Genomic DNA, 13,925 nt, shown 5'->3' with positions numbered 1-13,925 from the left:
CTACTCGTCGACGTCCGCCTGGCGCCGGATGAACCTGTCCATGTTGGGCACCGTGAAGCTGACGTACCCCCGACGTTCGGCATAGATGATCCCCTTCTCGATGAGAGACTGCCGAACGGGACTCAAGGACGTCGCCGCGGTTCCGAGCTGCTCCGCGATCGCCGACGTGCTCGCCATGTCTCCCCCTCCCACGTCCACCATCGCGCGCAAGTACTGCCGCTCACCGGGAGTCGTGCGATCCCACCGAGCCGGGAAGAAGCTCTGATCGAGATCGGCGTTGCCTTCGGCGATTCCCGCGACGGCGATCTCACGATCGATGTTCCGATCGGGGGCGATGTCCCAGACGGCTTTCCCGAACGTCTGAAGGAAGAACGGGTACCCCTGCGCCTCGCCGAGGATCGCCTCCAACGCATCATCGGAGATCTTCGCTCCCAGCGCCGTCGCTGGGTTTCTGACCGCGGCTCTCGCTTCTTCGTCCGGCAGCGCCCCGACCTCGCGGATCGTGAACCGCTCCGCGTAGGAGCGGGCCTCCGCGAGCGTGCGGCGAAGCGTCGACAGTCCCGCTCCGATGATGAAGAAAGGCCAATCCGACTGCACTGCGCGATGCTGAACGGCGAGGAGCGCCGTCAGCAGATCGACATCCAGGTCCTGCATCTCGTCGACGAAGATCGCCAACGCACTGTTGTTCTTCCTCAGCGGCTCAGCCAGGTCGGCCACGAGTTCTTCGAGATCGACTTCGAGGAGCCCGGAGTTCGCACGATGGTCGGAGCGGTCCACGCCGAGGTTCATCGACACGCCCGCGACGGTGAACGAGAACGCCGAGATCGTCGAGATCGCCGTCTTGACCTCCTCGACGGCGGAACGGAATCGAGCCATCTGCCGTCCTGCCATGGCGATGCCTCGTCCGAGCGATTGACGAACGGCCAGCCGCCCGGACTGACCCGGCCTGGCTTCGAGCTGGACCGTCACCCATCCGGCGCGGCCGACCAGCTGCTGTAACTCATTGAGGAGGACGGTTTTTCCCACTCCGCGGAGGCCGTACATGATGAGACCGCCCGGCTCCGGGTCGGAAAGGGTTGAACGCGGGCTGCACCTGGGCAATCTACATCTTTATTGATCTTTATTGCAGAATACGAATATTTCGAGTGACCTCAGTCCCCGAGGGCGAGCAGCATTCGCGCCGCCACGTATCGAGCCTGCCCGAGCGGAGTACGGGGGTCGTAGCCCAGGGTCTCGATCAGTGCCGTGAGCCGCTCCTGCACGCTCGAGTGATGCCGTCCCAGACGCACGGCAGCGGCGCGCACGCTGTGCTCGTCCACGACCGCATCGAGCAGTTCGCGATTGCGGGCGTCGATGCGGCTGAGGGCCACCACGTCGGGATGCCGGGAATCGCCGTCCGCGGTCTGCGCGACCAGGAGCAGGGCGCCCAGGTCGGTCGCGTCGACGAACGGTCGCTCATCGCTGGTCAGCCGGACGGCCACGAGCGCCGCCGACCAGGACGAAGGCAGGTTCTCTGCACGCGCGACCGTGCCCGCACCGAGCCGCACCGCCCCGGAGGCCTCCCATGCGGACGCCGGCTCGACGTCGGCGGGGAGAATCGTCGCGCGCGTGAGGCCGTGGCGAGTGGCGACGATCGCCGACGGGTGCGCGGGCGACGGCGACGGATCGGGCGGCGACGCCACCACCCGCAGTGCTCCCGGGGCGAGACGCAGTCGGGGCAGCACCGCCGCCCGCTCGTCGACGGCCGCGTAGGAGCTGATGGCGAGCTCGACGGCGCCGTCCTCGCCGACCCGTCGCCGAGCGCGGATGATGCCGAGCGCGAGAGCGAGGCGTTCCAGGATCATCGCGTCGTTCGTGCGCGGCTCACCCTCCCGCTCGATCCAGACCACGGCGTCCGGGCCGCTCTCGCGCATCGGCCAGGTCGAGGGCAGCACGACGGGATCGATGCGGACGCCGTCGGCGCGGACGCGCACGACCTGCGCACCATCCCTCTGGCCGACCGTCGCGCCGCTGAGCACGGCCGCACCCCTGAGCATGCTCTCCACGCCGACGGAGCGGGAGACCAGCGCGTCGAAGTACGTCACGACCTTCAGAGTCTCGCTGGCATCGGGATCGAGGGCGGTGATCCGCCCCAGCAGATCTTGCATGTCGGGCTCCATCGCGCGGGGGTTCCACCCTACTGCGGCCGCTCCCGTCGCCGTCTCCTCGCTCCCGGCGCTGGCGGGCGACGGAACGGGCGACGGGAGCGGGTCGAGCAGGGGCTCAGGCGAGCAGGCGGTTCACCCAGTTGTCGCGGGCGGCCAGCATGGCCTGCGCGACGGCGGCGTGCGGGGCGAACATGTCGAAGCCGTGGAAGCCCCCGGCCCAGACGTGCAGCTCGGCGTGCACGCCCGCTTCCCAGAGCTTCGTGGCGTAGGCGACGTCCTCGTCGCGGAAGACCTCCGCGCTGCCGCAGTCGATGAACGCGGGCGGGAGACCGCTGAGGTCGGTGGCCCTGGCCGGTGCCGCGTAGATCGAGACGTCGTCGCCGCCCCGGCGGTCACCCAGGAGCGCCGTCCATCCGGTGAGGTTGGAGCCGCGGTCCCACACCCCGATGCCGTCGATCTGCCGCGTCGAGACGGTGGCGTCGCGGTCGTCGAGCATCGGGTAGATCAGCAGCTGCCCGATCAGCTCGGGGCCGCGCCGGTCTCGGGCGAGGAGCGCCGTGCCGGCCGCCAGGCCTCCGCCGGCGCTGCCTCCGCCGATCAGCAGGCGGGTCGGGTCGATGCCGAGCTCGTCCGCGTGGTCGGCAGCCCAGCGCAGCCCCGCGTAGCAGTCCTCCACCGGGTAGGGATCCGGGAACTCGGGGGCCAGCCGGTACTCGACGGTCACGATGACGCCGTTGTAACGCTCGGCCCAGTCCAGGAAGCCGACCACGCCGAGCCAGCGGTTCCCGATGATCATGCCGCCGCCGTGGGTGTGGAAGAAGCCGGGCCCGGTGCCGGTGCGGCCCTGCTTCTCGATCACCGACACCACGATCTCTCCGTCGTCGTGGCCGGTGATCGACTCGTCGCGCCAGGTGAAGCCGCGCTCCGAGAGCACCGAGAAGATCTCGTCCTCGCCGCTGACGGGGCTCTCGCGCAGGAGCGGGATCATGTCGGCGGTGAGCGTGGGGGGCAGTTGGTCGCCGACCAGGGCGAGGGCCGCCTCCAGCTCGGGGTCGAACGGGGGACGGGCGAGCGTGTCGGTCATCAGAACTCCTTTGTCCTCGCCACCGACGAGGTGGCATGCCCCCAGGATCGTGCGGGCCGCACCCGAGGGTAACCCGCCACCTGCGGCGGATACGGGCCGATCACTCCGCCGTCCGTCGGGGTGCTGCGAGGATGGCGGGATGCGGCAGGGTGCGGTCGGGACGGTGCGGCTGGTCGAGCGCGACGGGCGCCGGCTGGTCGAGAAGCGGTTGTCCGACCCGGCGCGTCACGACACCGAGGTGCGCGCGCTGCGTGCCCTCGCGGATTCGGGGCTGCCGGTGCCACAGGTCGTGGAGGAGCGCGCCGGGGTGATCCTGATGACCGAGCTGCCCGGCGCCCGGCTGGACGAGGGTGATGCGGACACGCGGCTCGCCGCACTGCGGGCGTCGGCCGTCCTCCTCCGGCGGCTGCACGACCTCGTCGCCCCGGAGGACCTGCCGCCCGCGCCCGACGACGCCGCGATCATCGCCCGGTACCGCGCCGCCGACGGTCCTGCCCTTCCCCTGGCGATCCCGCCCTCGGCCGGCGTCGTCTTCTGCCACGGGGACTGGACCGACGGCAACGTGCTCGCGGCGGACGGCCGCATCACCGGTGTCGTGGACTGGGAGGCCGCGCACGCGGGCGATCCGGTGCGCGAGCTGTCCCGCGCGGCATGGGGCGCCGCGCGCAAGGATCCCCGCTCGGCCGATGCGCTGATCGAGGGGTACGGCGCCGACCCCGCGGCGGTGCGGGCGTGGTTCCCGATCCATGCCGCGGAGCTCTGGCTGTGGTTCGCCGGGGCCGGTCCACCCGAGTACTTCGCGCAGCTCACGGCCGAGTTGCGCGCCTGGCCGGGCTGAACGAAGCCGGGCCGAACGAAGGAGCCTCGTCCGGTCCGGGCGATGGGCCCTCGAACATCCACCGGCCGCTGGCTACACTGGCGCCAGACGGAGGGAGCATCCGCATGATCCGAGAGCTCGAGCCCGATCAGTCCTACGAACTGCTGACCACCACCACGGTCGGCCGCATCGGCTTCCTGCACGACGGCCGCGTGCACATCCACCCGGTCAATTACGCCCTGTCCGGCCGCGACATCCTGTTGCGCACCTCGGCGGAGGGGCTGCTGGCCGCCGTGACGACGGTGCCGGCGGCGGTCGCGTTCGAGGTGGACTATCACGACCCGCTGGGCGCCACGGCGTGGAGCGTGCTGATGCACGGCACCCTGTCGCGCGCGCCCGAGGAGGATGCGGCCGGCATCTCGGCCCGCGTGCACCCGTGGGCCGGAGAGGACCGCGACCTGGCCCTGCTGCTGCACATCGAGACGATGTCGGGCCGCAGCGTGCAGCGCGACAGCCGCACCCCGAAGGTCTGACCCCGCGTCAGGACGCGAAGGCGAGCCCCGCGGCGAGCGCGAAGCCGAGCACGGTCGCGAGCCCCGTCGACTCCTTGGCCTTGGACTGCGCCTCGGGCACCATCGAGTCGACGAGCATGACCAGCAGCGCGCCGGCCGCGAAGCCGCTCGCCCCGGAGCGGAAGACATCGCCGGTCACACTGGCGAGGGCGAACCCGGCGACCGTGGCGGCGGCGCACGCCACCGCGACCCCCAGCCACAGCAGCAGCACGCGCGACTTCGCCATCCCGCCGTCGAGCAGGTCGGCGGCAGACCCGATCGACTCCGGCAGGTTCGACACCAGGATGGCGACCACGAGCGCGATGCTCACCGGCTCCCCCGAGGCCAGACCGATGCCGAGCACGAGCTGCTCGGGGATGCCGTCCAGCAGAGCGCCGACGGCGAGCTGCCCGCCCCCGGCCTGCCCCTTCGTGCGGGCGGCGCGGGCATCGAGGATGCGGGCGGCGACGTAGTAGCTGAGGGCGCCGAGCGCGACACCGGCCACGAGGGGGAGCGGTCCGCCGCGGTCCAGCCCCTCCTCCCACAGCTCGAACGCGATGGAGGCCATGAGGGCTCCCGCGCCGAAGCCGAGCACGATGCCGAGCCAGCGCGGCGGCCAGGTGCGCAGCAGGGCCAGGACCGCACCGACGAACAGCGGCGCCGCGGCGACGGCTCCCCACAGGATCGCTCCACCCATACGCACCTCCGGCCCCACTCTGGCACGGGAAGACGACTTCGGACGCCAAGCCCCGGCGTGGCCGTCCACGACCAGAACCCGGCGCACGGCGATGCGCTCGACGCCACCCGCGGGCGGGCGCTGGGACTGGCGGGCGGCACTCGGTGTGCAGGTACGCCTGATCTGACGCACGGAAAGGCGACACGCCGCCCGCCGATAGACTGGAAGGCATGTCCAAGGTCCTCCAGTCCCTGCCCGTCGGCGAGCGCGTCGGCATCGCCTTCTCCGGAGGACTCGACACCTCCGTCGCCGTCGCCTGGATGCGCGACAAGGGTGCGGTGCCGTTCACCTACACGGGCGACCTGGGGCAGTACGACGAAGACGACATCGCATCGATCCCCGGCCGCGCGCTGGAGTACGGCGCCGAGGCCTCCCGGCTGATCGACTGCAAGACCGCGCTGGTCGAGGAGGGCTTCGTCGCGCTGTCGTGCGGCGCGTTCCACATCCGCTCCGGCGGCAAGACCTACTTCAACACCACGCCCCTGGGCCGCGCCGTGACGGGCACGCTCCTGGTGCGCGCGATGCGCGAGGACGGCGTCGACATCTGGGGCGACGGCTCCACCTACAAGGGCAACGACATCGAGCGGTTCTACCGCTACGGCCTGCTGGCCAACCCGCGTCTGCGCATCTACAAGCCGTGGCTCGACGCCGACTTCGTGACCGAGCTCGGCGGCCGCAAGGAGATGAGCGACTGGCTCGTCGCCCACGACTTCCCGTACCGCGACTCCGCCGAGAAGGCGTACTCGACCGACGCGAACATCTGGGGCGCGACGCACGAGGCGAAGACGCTGGAGCACCTGGACGTGTCGCTGGAGACCGTCGACCCGATCATGGGCGTGAAGTTCTGGGACCCGTCCGTCGCGATCGAGTCCGAGGACGTGTCGGTCACGTTCGAGGGCGGCCGTCCCGTCGCGATCAACGGCGTCGAGTTCGCCGACCCGGTGGCGCTCGTGGTGGAGGCGAACGCGATCGGCGGACGTCACGGCCTGGGCATGAGCGACCAGATCGAGAACCGCATCATCGAGGCGAAGTCGCGCGGCATCTACGAGGCCCCGGCCATGGCGCTGCTCTTCATCGCGTACGAGCGCCTGGTCAACGGCATCCTCAACGAGGACACCCTCGCGACCTACCACGAGCAGGGCCGCCGCCTCGGCCGCCTCATGTACGAGGGCCGCTGGCTCGAGCCGCAGTCGCTCATGCTGCGCGAGTCCATCCAGCGCTGGGTCGGCTCGACGATCTCCGGCACGGTCACGATCCGCCTGCGCCGCGGCGACGACTGGACGATCCTCGACACGGTGTCGCCGAACCTCTCGTACGGCCCGGAGAAGCTGTCGATGGAGCGCGTCGGCGACGCCGCGTTCGGTCCGGTCGACCGCATCGGTCAGCTCACGATGCGCAACCTCGACATCGCCGACTCGCGCGCACGCCTCGAGCAGTACGCGGGACTCGGCCTCGTCGGCGGCGCCACGGGCGAGCTCGTCGGTCGCGTGACCGCGGGCGAGTCCGCCGAGATCACGGGCGCCGTCGAGGGTTCGGTCTCCGAGGCCGACGAGACGCTGGCCGACGCGGTGGACACGGCATCGGAGCGCGCGGCCTTCGACTCCGGCACCGACTGAGCACGGTCACGGCGAAGGGGCGCTCCACGCGGAGCGCCCCTTCGTCGTGTCAAACGTCGGCCGGCGGCACGTCCACGTGGCGGCTGCGCTCCTCGGCGCGGTCGATGACCGCAGGGAGCACGGTGTCGAACAGGGTGATGAGAGCGGCGCGCGTGCCGACCGCGTCGCGCTGCGTCATGGCGAGACCGATCCCGGCGGTGGCCGAGCGGAGTGCCGCGAAGTCGAAGTCACCCCTCGCCTGCGCGCTGAAGCGACGGATCTGCGGGCCGAGGAACTCGATCACGTTCGAGCGCGTGGCGTTTCCCTCGATGCGCGCGTACGCCACCGCGATCGTGCGCAGGGCGGCGCTGAACGCGGCGACGTCGGACGCATCCACGGCGGATGTCATGTCCTCCAGCAGCTCCGACAGATAGGTCACGTCGTCGTCGCCCATGAGCGGGGTGGCGTATCGCACCGAGCCGATCCAGACGTCGCCGAACAGGGCGATCGCGTCGCGCACGTCGTCGAGGTCGATCGGAGCGACCCGGGTGAAGCGATTGCGCTGCATGTCCACGAGGCCCAGCTCGGCAAGGCGGTCGAGCGCATGCCGCACGGGCGTCTTCGAGGTCCCGAGAGCGTCGGCGAGCTCGTGATCCCGCAGCCGCTCCCCCGGTCGCAGCTCGCCCGTCACGATCGCTTCGCGCAATCGGTCGTACACGTCGTCGCTCATCGTCCGCCGCTCCAGCGGACTGTCCATCCCAGGCACACCGCACCCCTCTCCGTCATGGCGGTTCCCCCCGCCTCCTCGGACACCGCTGCCGTCGGATTCGCTCCGATCCACAGGGCCCCCCTGAATCCGCGCCCGAGCGCAACGCGTAACATAACACAGTTGAAATGGGAAGGACCGACATGTCAGCGCGGCGGTAGCGACCAGTATCCGAGATACTATCTTGCACAACCTTGTGCATGAAAAGTATCCTGGATGCATGACCACCCGTGCCCCCCGCCGCGACGCCGTGGAGAACCGCGCCGGCATCCTCGCCGCCGCCCGCGCCGCCCTCGCCCTGGACCCGCACGCCTCGATCGACGCCATCGCCCGTAGCGCCGGCCTGTCGCGCCGCACGCTCTACGGCCACTTCGACGACCGCGAGGCACTGATCCGCGAACTCGTCTCCAGCGGCGCGCAGCGCTTCAACGCCATCGCCGCCTCGGTCGACGACGCCGACCCCCGCGTCGCCCTCGCCCGCCTCGCCTCCCTGCTGTGGCGGGAGGCCGTGCACGTGCAGGTCGCCGCGGCCCTCGCCCTCGACGAGGCGCACGTCACCCACACGGCCGCGGCGCTCTCCCCGCTTCGCGACACCCTGGCGGCCCTGGTGCGGTCGGGGCAAGACGCCGGCAGCTTCCGCACCGACCTGAGCGGACCGACGCTGGCGCGGCTCATCGAAGAGATCGCCCGCACCGTCGTCTCGCGCACCGAGGCCGCCGACCCCGCCACGGGCGACCTCGCCGTGCGCGCGGTCCTGAGCATCGCCGGGCTGTCGTGGCGTGAGGTCGACGAGCTGCTCTCCGACCACCCGGAGCTCGCCGCGACCGGGCAGGAGGTCCGCGCATGAGAATCGCCCTGCACGAGGTGAGCAAGGGCCGCAACGGCCAGGCGCTCCCGGTCACGAGTCTGGAGTTCCACACGGGGGCCGTGCGCTACGCCCTCGCCGAGACCGAGCAACGGCCCACCGTGCTCGGCCTCATCGCGAGCGGGCGCATGCGCCCCGACAGCGGGCGGGTGAGCATCGACGGGGCGAGCGACGCCAAAGACCTGCGCCACCGCGTCGCCCTCGTCGACGCCCCCGATGTCAGCGACCCCCACCCCGACATCACGCTCGCGGGGGTCGTGGGCGAGGAGCTGATGTTCGCCGGGGCGGGTGCCACCCCGCTGCACGCGCGGCGCTGGCTCGCGCGACTCGGGTTCGAGGAGCTCGCGTCGGTCCCCATCGGGAACATCGACCCTGCCGCGCGCGTGCGCCTGCTGTGCGAGCTCGCAGTCCTGCGGCGCGGTGTGGAGGGCATCGTGCTCGTCGCCCCCGACCGCCACGGCGGAAGCCCGGACGGCTGGTGGCGCATCGCGGGCGAGTTCGCCGACCGCGGCTACGCGATGCTCGTGATCGTCGGGGGCTCGGCCGCCGTGGCCCTCGAGCGCATGCACGAGCTCGACGCCGTCAACGCCTCAGGCCCCGTCGAGCCGCTGGTCCTCGCCGCACCCGAGCCGGTACCCGCACCCGAGCCCGCACCCGAACCCGAGCCAGCACCCGAACCCGCACCCGAACCCGAGGCCGAAGAGAGAGGAGACGCGCGATGAAGGTCCCGTCCATGATCGCCGCCGAGCTCCGGCGTCTCACCGCCAGCCGGATGGGCATCCTCGCCCTGGTCGCCCTGGTCTGCGTGCCCATCCTCTACGGCGGCCTGTACCTGTGGGCCAACCAGGACCCGTACGCAAAGTTCCCCGAGGTGCCCGTGGCCCTCGTGGTCGACGACGAGGGCGCCCCCGCCCCCACGACGGGCACGGAGTCCGCGACCGGCGAGACCGTGAACTACGGCGAGGAGGTGGCCGAGAACCTCCTCGACGGCAACGCGTTCGACTGGCAGCGGATGACCGCCGACGAGGCCGCCGACGCACTGCGCCACGGCACGGTCGACTTCACCGTCACCATCCCGTCGGACTTCTCCGCCGCCCTCACCTCGGCCGCGGGCACCGACCCGCACCAGGCGCGCATCGAGCTGGAGACCAACGACGCCAACAACTACCTCGCCTCCTCCATGGGCACGCAGGCGGTCGAGAAGATCCGCAGCTCCGTCGCCGAGATGGTCGGCAGCGAGGCCGCCGAACGGCTGCTCACCGGGCTGAGCGACATCCGCGACAGCCTCGTGTCGGCGACCGACGGCGCGAGCCAGCTCGCCGACGGCGCAGGAACCGCCGCGTCGGGCAGCTCCGCCCTCGCCGACGGCACCGCCCAGCTCGCCGACGGCACGGCGCAGCTCGCGAGCGGCGCCCAGACCCTCGCGAACGGCGCGCAGCAGGTCAGCGCGGGCAACCGCCAGCTCGCCGACGTGGCCGACCGTGCGGGCGCCGCCGTGCAGGAGGCCACCGCCGCCCTGCCGCAGGTGCGCTCCGACATCGCCACCGCCCTCGCCGACCAGGGCCTCACCCCCGAGGAGATCGACCGGGTGCTGGCGCGGCTCGACCCGCTCGGCACCCGCCTGGAGGAGGGCAACGCGCAGGTGCAGGCCGCGGTCGGCAAGGTCGACCAGCTCGCGGCCGGCGCCGCCGCCCTCGCCTCCGGTGCCACGGACCTCGCGAGCGGCGCGGGGACGGTCGCGACCGGCGCCGCCTCAGCGAACGCCGGCGCCGCCCAGCTGCGCGACGGTCTCGCCACCCTCTCGTCCGGCACCGTCGAACTCCGCGACGGCCTCGCCGACGGGGTGCAGCAGATCCCGGAGTCCACCCCGGAGCTTCGCAGCCAGCAGGCCGACACCATCGCCGACCCCGTGAAGGTGTCGAGCGACAAGGTGGCGTCCGCGGAGGACTACGGCGCCGGACTGGCCCCCTTCTTCGCAGCACTGTCGGCCTGGATCGGCATCTACGCGCTGTTCCTCATCGTGAAGCCCATCTCGCGCCGCGCCGTCACCGCCCTGCACTCCCCCGTGCGCATCACGCTCGCCGGCTGGCTCACACCCGCCATGCTCGGCGCCGTGCAGATGCTCGGGCTCATGGGCATCCTGGCGCTCACGCTCGGCTTCACGTTCGACCACCCCCTCGGCACGCTCGGGGTGTTGATGTTCGCTTCTGCCACGTTCGCGGCGATCATCCTGGCGCTGAACGTCTGGCTGGGCTCGGTCGGACAGTTCCTCGGCCTCGTGCTCATGGTGCTGCAACTGGTCACCGCGGGCGGCACGTTCCCCTGGCAGACGCTGCCCACCCCGCTCGCCGCACTGCACCACGTGCTGCCGCTCGGCTACGTGGTCGACGCGATGCGGCAGCTGATGTACGGCGGCGACTACGCCCGCGCCGGATGGGATCTGGCCGTGCTCGGGCTGTGGCTCGTCGGTGCCCTCGTGCTCGCGGCGATCGGGGTGACGCGCATGACGCATCGCCGCACGCTGCGCGATCTGCAGCCCAGCCTGATCGGCTGACGCGGTCGCTCGTCGCGGGACGTGCCGCGGCGAGCGCGGGCGGGCTAGGATGCGAGAGCGCGGCCCTGAAACGCGCACCGGGGCTCGGTGGGACTGAGTCCCAACCGCGACCCGAAAGAGTTCTCGACGATGATGACCGTTTCGCCGGTGTCACCCGCACCCTCCCGCCCGTCGCTCGGTGTCCGCATCGGGCGCATCGCGTTCCTCGTCGTCGCCGCGATCGTGGTGATCGCGGTGGCCGCGGCGTTCTTCGTGACATGGACCATCCAGCGCTCGTTCCCGCAGACCTCGGGCACCCTGCGGCTGGACGGCCTCGCCGCCGAGGTGACCGTGCAGCGCGACGCGAGCGGGATCCCGACCATCACCGCCGACTCCTCGGAAGACCTGTTCTTCGCGCAGGGGTTCGTGCACGCGCAGGACCGCTTCTTCGAGATGGACTTCCGCCGGCACGTGACGTCGGGCCGCGTGGCCGAGCTGTTCGGCGCGTCCCAGGCCGGCACCGATGCGTTCCTGCGCACGCTCGGGTGGCGCACGGTCGCCGAGGCCGAGGTCGAGGCGATGGACGACACGACCCGCGGCTACTACGAGGCGTACGCCGACGGTGTGAACGCCTACCTGTCGTCCCGGTCCGGAGCGGAGCTGTCGCTCGAGTACGCGGTGCTGGGCCTGCAGAACCCCGACTACGAACCGGAGCCGTGGGAGCCGGCCGACTCCGTCGCGTGGCTCAAGGCCATGGCCTGGGACCTCCGCACCAACGTCGAGGACGAGACGGAGCGCGCGCTGCTCGCGGGCGCCCTCGCCGACGGCGGCGACCCGGAGGACACGCACGCCCTGCTCGCGAAGCTGTACCCCTCCTACCCGTTCGACCGGAACCCGGTGATCGTGCCGCAGATCTCCACGGTGGAGCCGCTCGACACCACCGCAGACGCCGCCGCGTTCACCCTGCCGCCGAAGGACGGCGAGGTGCAGCAGGCCGTCACCACGATCGAGTGGCAGGAGACGGCGAACGTGATCGAAGCCGCGAGCGTCCTGGTCGGAGACGCCGGCGAGGGCATCGGCTCCAACTCCTGGGTCGTCTCGGGAGAGCTGACCGCGTCGGGCATGCCGCTGCTGGCGAACGACCCGCACCTCGGCGCCTCCCTGCCCTCGGTCTGGTACCAGGTGCAGCTGAAGTGCTCGACGGTGGGCGCCGACTGCCCGTTCGACGTGGGGGGCTTCTCGTTCTCCGGTCTCCCGGGCATCGTGATCGGCCACAACCAGCGCGTCGCATGGGGCTTCACCAACCTCACCACCGACGTGACCGACCTGTACGTCGAGCGCATCGAGGGCGACGCGTACTGGCGCGACGGCGCGCTCGTGCCACTCGAGGAGACCACCGAGACCATCGCGGTCGCTGGTGGCGACGACATCGAGCTCACGATCCGCTCCACCGTGCACGGCCCCATCATCTCCGGCCTCACCGACGACTTCACCGCGATCGCCGACGCGCCGGACCCCGCGCTCCGGGCCGAGGGCACCGCCCCCGCTCCACCGGGAAGCGACGCCGCCGAATACGCCCTGAGCCTGCGCTGGACGGCCCTCGATCCCGGCACCACCGCGACCGCGATCTTCGCCCTCTCCACCGCGCAGGACTTCGACGACTTCCGCGCCGCCGCCGCCCTGTTCGACGTTCCGGCGCAGAACCTCATCTACGCCGACGTCGACGGCAACATCGGCTACCAGACGCCGGGGCGGCTCCCCATCCGCGGGGCCGGCGACGGGTGGATGCCGCAGCCCGGGTGGGACAGCGGCTACGACTGGACCGGCTACATCCCGTTCGAGGAGCTGCCCGTGGCGTACAACCCCGCGTCCGGCTACATCGTGACCGCGAACAACGCGATCGTCACCGACGACTACGAGTACTTCCTGTCGCGCGACTGGGACCAGGGGTACCGCGCTGCCCGCATCGCCCACCTGATCGAGCGCCGCGCGGCCGCCGCGCCGCTGACCGCGCAGGACCTGCGCGACATCCAGATGGACGGCGAGATGTGGATCGGCAAGCAGCTGGTCAGCGCCATGGGCGACGTCGAGGTCGACGGTACCGGACCGCGGACGGCCGTCGAGCTGCTCCGCACGTGGGACGCGCAGAACGACAAGACCTCCGCGGCCGCCGCGTACGCGAACGTGCTGTGGTCGCGCCTCGTGCAGAACCTCTTCGCCGAGCGCGCCGTGCCCCTGCCCACCGACGGCCAGGGACGGCTGTTCACCGTGGTCGGCGACCTGCTCGAAGACCCGTCCGACCCGCTGTGGCGCAACGACCGCATCGACGTCGACGGCATGCCCCAGATGCTGGCCCGGTCGGCCGAGGAGGCGTACGACGAGCTCGCCGCGCTGCAGGGCACCGACACGACGCGCTGGAACTGGGGCGACCTGCACGCCATCACGCTCCGCAGCGGCACGTTCGGCTCGTCCGGCGTCGCCCCGATCGAGGCACTGTTCAACCGCGGACCCTACCCGGTCGGCGGCGGCGCATCGGTGGTGGACGCGACCGGCTGGACCATCGGCGAGTCGTACGCCACCACGACCGTGCCCTCCATGCGGATGGTGGTCGACCTCGACGACCTCGACGCCTCCACGTGGATCCATCTGACGGGTGCCTCCGGTCACGCCTACCACGAGCACTACGTCGACCAGACGGAGGACTGGGCCTCGGGCGTGCAGCGCCCCTGGGCGTTCACACCGGGCGCGGTCGACCGGTCCGCGCGCGACACTCTGATCCTGGCCCCCGCCGGCTGAGAGACCCGCAGAGGTTCCTCGGCTAGCGTGGACCG

Annotated in this window: 12 protein-coding genes; 7 read left to right on the top strand and 5 right to left on the bottom strand. The window is 71.5% G+C overall.

The annotated features are described in order from the left end of the window. The 3 genes from ACFV3I_RS02200 to ACFV3I_RS02190 form a co-directional block, all read right to left on the bottom strand. A complete protein-coding gene (locus ACFV3I_RS02200) occupies nt 1-1,101 on the bottom strand; it encodes an AAA family ATPase (RefSeq protein ID WP_378822264.1) in 1,101 nt (366 codons plus the stop codon). Nucleotides 1,102-1,151: 50 nt separating this feature from the next. Then, a complete protein-coding gene (locus ACFV3I_RS02195) occupies nt 1,152-2,147 on the bottom strand; it encodes a hypothetical protein (RefSeq protein ID WP_240745457.1) in 996 nt (331 codons plus the stop codon). A 115-nt stretch (nt 2,148-2,262) separates the two neighbouring features. Then, nucleotides 2,263-3,231, bottom strand: coding sequence for an alpha/beta hydrolase (locus ACFV3I_RS02190; protein WP_136037462.1), 969 nt, complete (start codon nt 3,229-3,231; stop codon nt 2,263-2,265). A 139-nt stretch (nt 3,232-3,370) separates the two neighbouring features. On the opposite strand from ACFV3I_RS02190, the gene ACFV3I_RS02185 reads away from it, so the two are divergent. Continuing rightward, nucleotides 3,371-4,069: a phosphotransferase family protein gene (locus tag ACFV3I_RS02185; protein WP_168443185.1), complete on the top strand. Its 699-nt coding sequence runs from the start codon at nt 3,371-3,373 to the stop codon at nt 4,067-4,069. 104 nt (nt 4,070-4,173) lie between these two features. Further along, complete coding sequence (locus ACFV3I_RS02180; protein WP_136029637.1) at nt 4,174-4,581, top strand: pyridoxamine 5'-phosphate oxidase family protein; 408 nt, start codon at nt 4,174-4,176, stop codon at nt 4,579-4,581. Between the two features lie 7 nt (nt 4,582-4,588). On the opposite strand, the gene ACFV3I_RS02175 is transcribed toward ACFV3I_RS02180, so the two are convergent. Beyond that, on the bottom strand, nt 4,589-5,296 hold the full coding sequence (locus tag ACFV3I_RS02175; RefSeq protein ID WP_136029639.1) for a ZIP family metal transporter: 708 nt from the start codon (nt 5,294-5,296) through the stop codon (nt 4,589-4,591). 209 nt (nt 5,297-5,505) lie between these two features. On the opposite strand from ACFV3I_RS02175, the gene argG reads away from it, so the two are divergent. Then, nucleotides 5,506-6,951, top strand: a complete 1,446-nt coding sequence (argG, locus tag ACFV3I_RS02170; protein ID WP_206252100.1) for an argininosuccinate synthase — start codon at nt 5,506-5,508, stop codon at nt 6,949-6,951. A 49-nt stretch (nt 6,952-7,000) separates the two neighbouring features. Here argG and ACFV3I_RS02165 read toward each other — a convergent pair whose 3' ends face one another. Beyond that, nucleotides 7,001-7,660, bottom strand: coding sequence for a GntR family transcriptional regulator (locus ACFV3I_RS02165; protein WP_378822262.1), 660 nt, complete (start codon nt 7,658-7,660; stop codon nt 7,001-7,003). 256 nt (nt 7,661-7,916) lie between these two features. Here ACFV3I_RS02165 and ACFV3I_RS02160 point away from each other — a divergent pair, with 256 nt between their 5' ends. The 4 genes from ACFV3I_RS02160 (at nt 7,917) to ACFV3I_RS02145 (ending at nt 13,890) form a co-directional block, all read left to right on the top strand. Next, complete coding sequence (locus ACFV3I_RS02160; RefSeq protein WP_136029645.1) at nt 7,917-8,543, top strand: TetR/AcrR family transcriptional regulator; 627 nt, start codon at nt 7,917-7,919, stop codon at nt 8,541-8,543. Further along, entirely contained in the window at nt 8,540-9,283 is a 744-nt protein-coding gene (locus ACFV3I_RS02155) for a hypothetical protein (protein WP_378822261.1), read from the top strand. Before ACFV3I_RS02160 ends, ACFV3I_RS02155 begins: the two co-directional genes overlap by 4 nt. Beyond that, complete coding sequence (locus ACFV3I_RS02150) at nt 9,280-11,115, top strand: YhgE/Pip family protein (protein WP_378822260.1); 1,836 nt, start codon at nt 9,280-9,282, stop codon at nt 11,113-11,115. Before ACFV3I_RS02155 ends, ACFV3I_RS02150 begins: the two co-directional genes overlap by 4 nt. 132 nt (nt 11,116-11,247) lie before the next feature. Then, nucleotides 11,248-13,890 (top strand): penicillin acylase family protein, encoded by a 2,643-nt coding sequence (locus tag ACFV3I_RS02145; protein ID WP_378823196.1) that lies wholly within the window; start codon nt 11,248-11,250, stop codon nt 13,888-13,890. Nucleotides 13,891-13,925: the final 35 nt, after the last annotated feature.

This window comes from Microbacterium sp. NPDC059771 (assembly GCF_042732495.1).
In the GTDB taxonomy this organism is placed as follows: domain Bacteria; phylum Actinomycetota; class Actinomycetes; order Actinomycetales; family Microbacteriaceae; genus Microbacterium; species Microbacterium sufflavum.
This window is presented reverse-complemented; position numbering and strand designations above follow the sequence as displayed.

Excerpts from the sequence above, each read along its gene's own strand:
- ACFV3I_RS02195 (WP_240745457.1), bottom strand. The coding sequence starts at position 2,147 with ATGCAAGATCTGCTGGGGCGGATCACCGCCCTCGATCCCGATGCCAGC.
- ACFV3I_RS02175 (WP_136029639.1), bottom strand. The coding sequence starts at position 5,296 with ATGGGTGGAGCGATCCTGTGGGGAGCCGTCGCCGCGGCGCCGCTGTTC.
- ACFV3I_RS02190 (WP_136037462.1), bottom strand. The coding sequence starts at position 3,231 with ATGACCGACACGCTCGCCCGTCCCCCGTTCGACCCCGAGCTGGAGGCG.
- ACFV3I_RS02185 (WP_168443185.1), top strand. The coding sequence starts at position 3,371 with ATGCGGCAGGGTGCGGTCGGGACGGTGCGGCTGGTCGAGCGCGACGGG.
- ACFV3I_RS02145 (WP_378823196.1), top strand. The coding sequence starts at position 11,248 with ATGACCGTTTCGCCGGTGTCACCCGCACCCTCCCGCCCGTCGCTCGGT.
- ACFV3I_RS02150 (WP_378822260.1), top strand. The coding sequence starts at position 9,280 with ATGAAGGTCCCGTCCATGATCGCCGCCGAGCTCCGGCGTCTCACCGCC.
- ACFV3I_RS02160 (WP_136029645.1), top strand. The coding sequence starts at position 7,917 with ATGACCACCCGTGCCCCCCGCCGCGACGCCGTGGAGAACCGCGCCGGC.
- ACFV3I_RS02180 (WP_136029637.1), top strand. The coding sequence starts at position 4,174 with ATGATCCGAGAGCTCGAGCCCGATCAGTCCTACGAACTGCTGACCACC.
- argG (WP_206252100.1), top strand. The coding sequence starts at position 5,506 with ATGTCCAAGGTCCTCCAGTCCCTGCCCGTCGGCGAGCGCGTCGGCATC.
- ACFV3I_RS02155 (WP_378822261.1), top strand. The coding sequence starts at position 8,540 with ATGAGAATCGCCCTGCACGAGGTGAGCAAGGGCCGCAACGGCCAGGCG.
- ACFV3I_RS02165 (WP_378822262.1), bottom strand. The coding sequence starts at position 7,660 with ATGAGCGACGACGTGTACGACCGATTGCGCGAAGCGATCGTGACGGGC.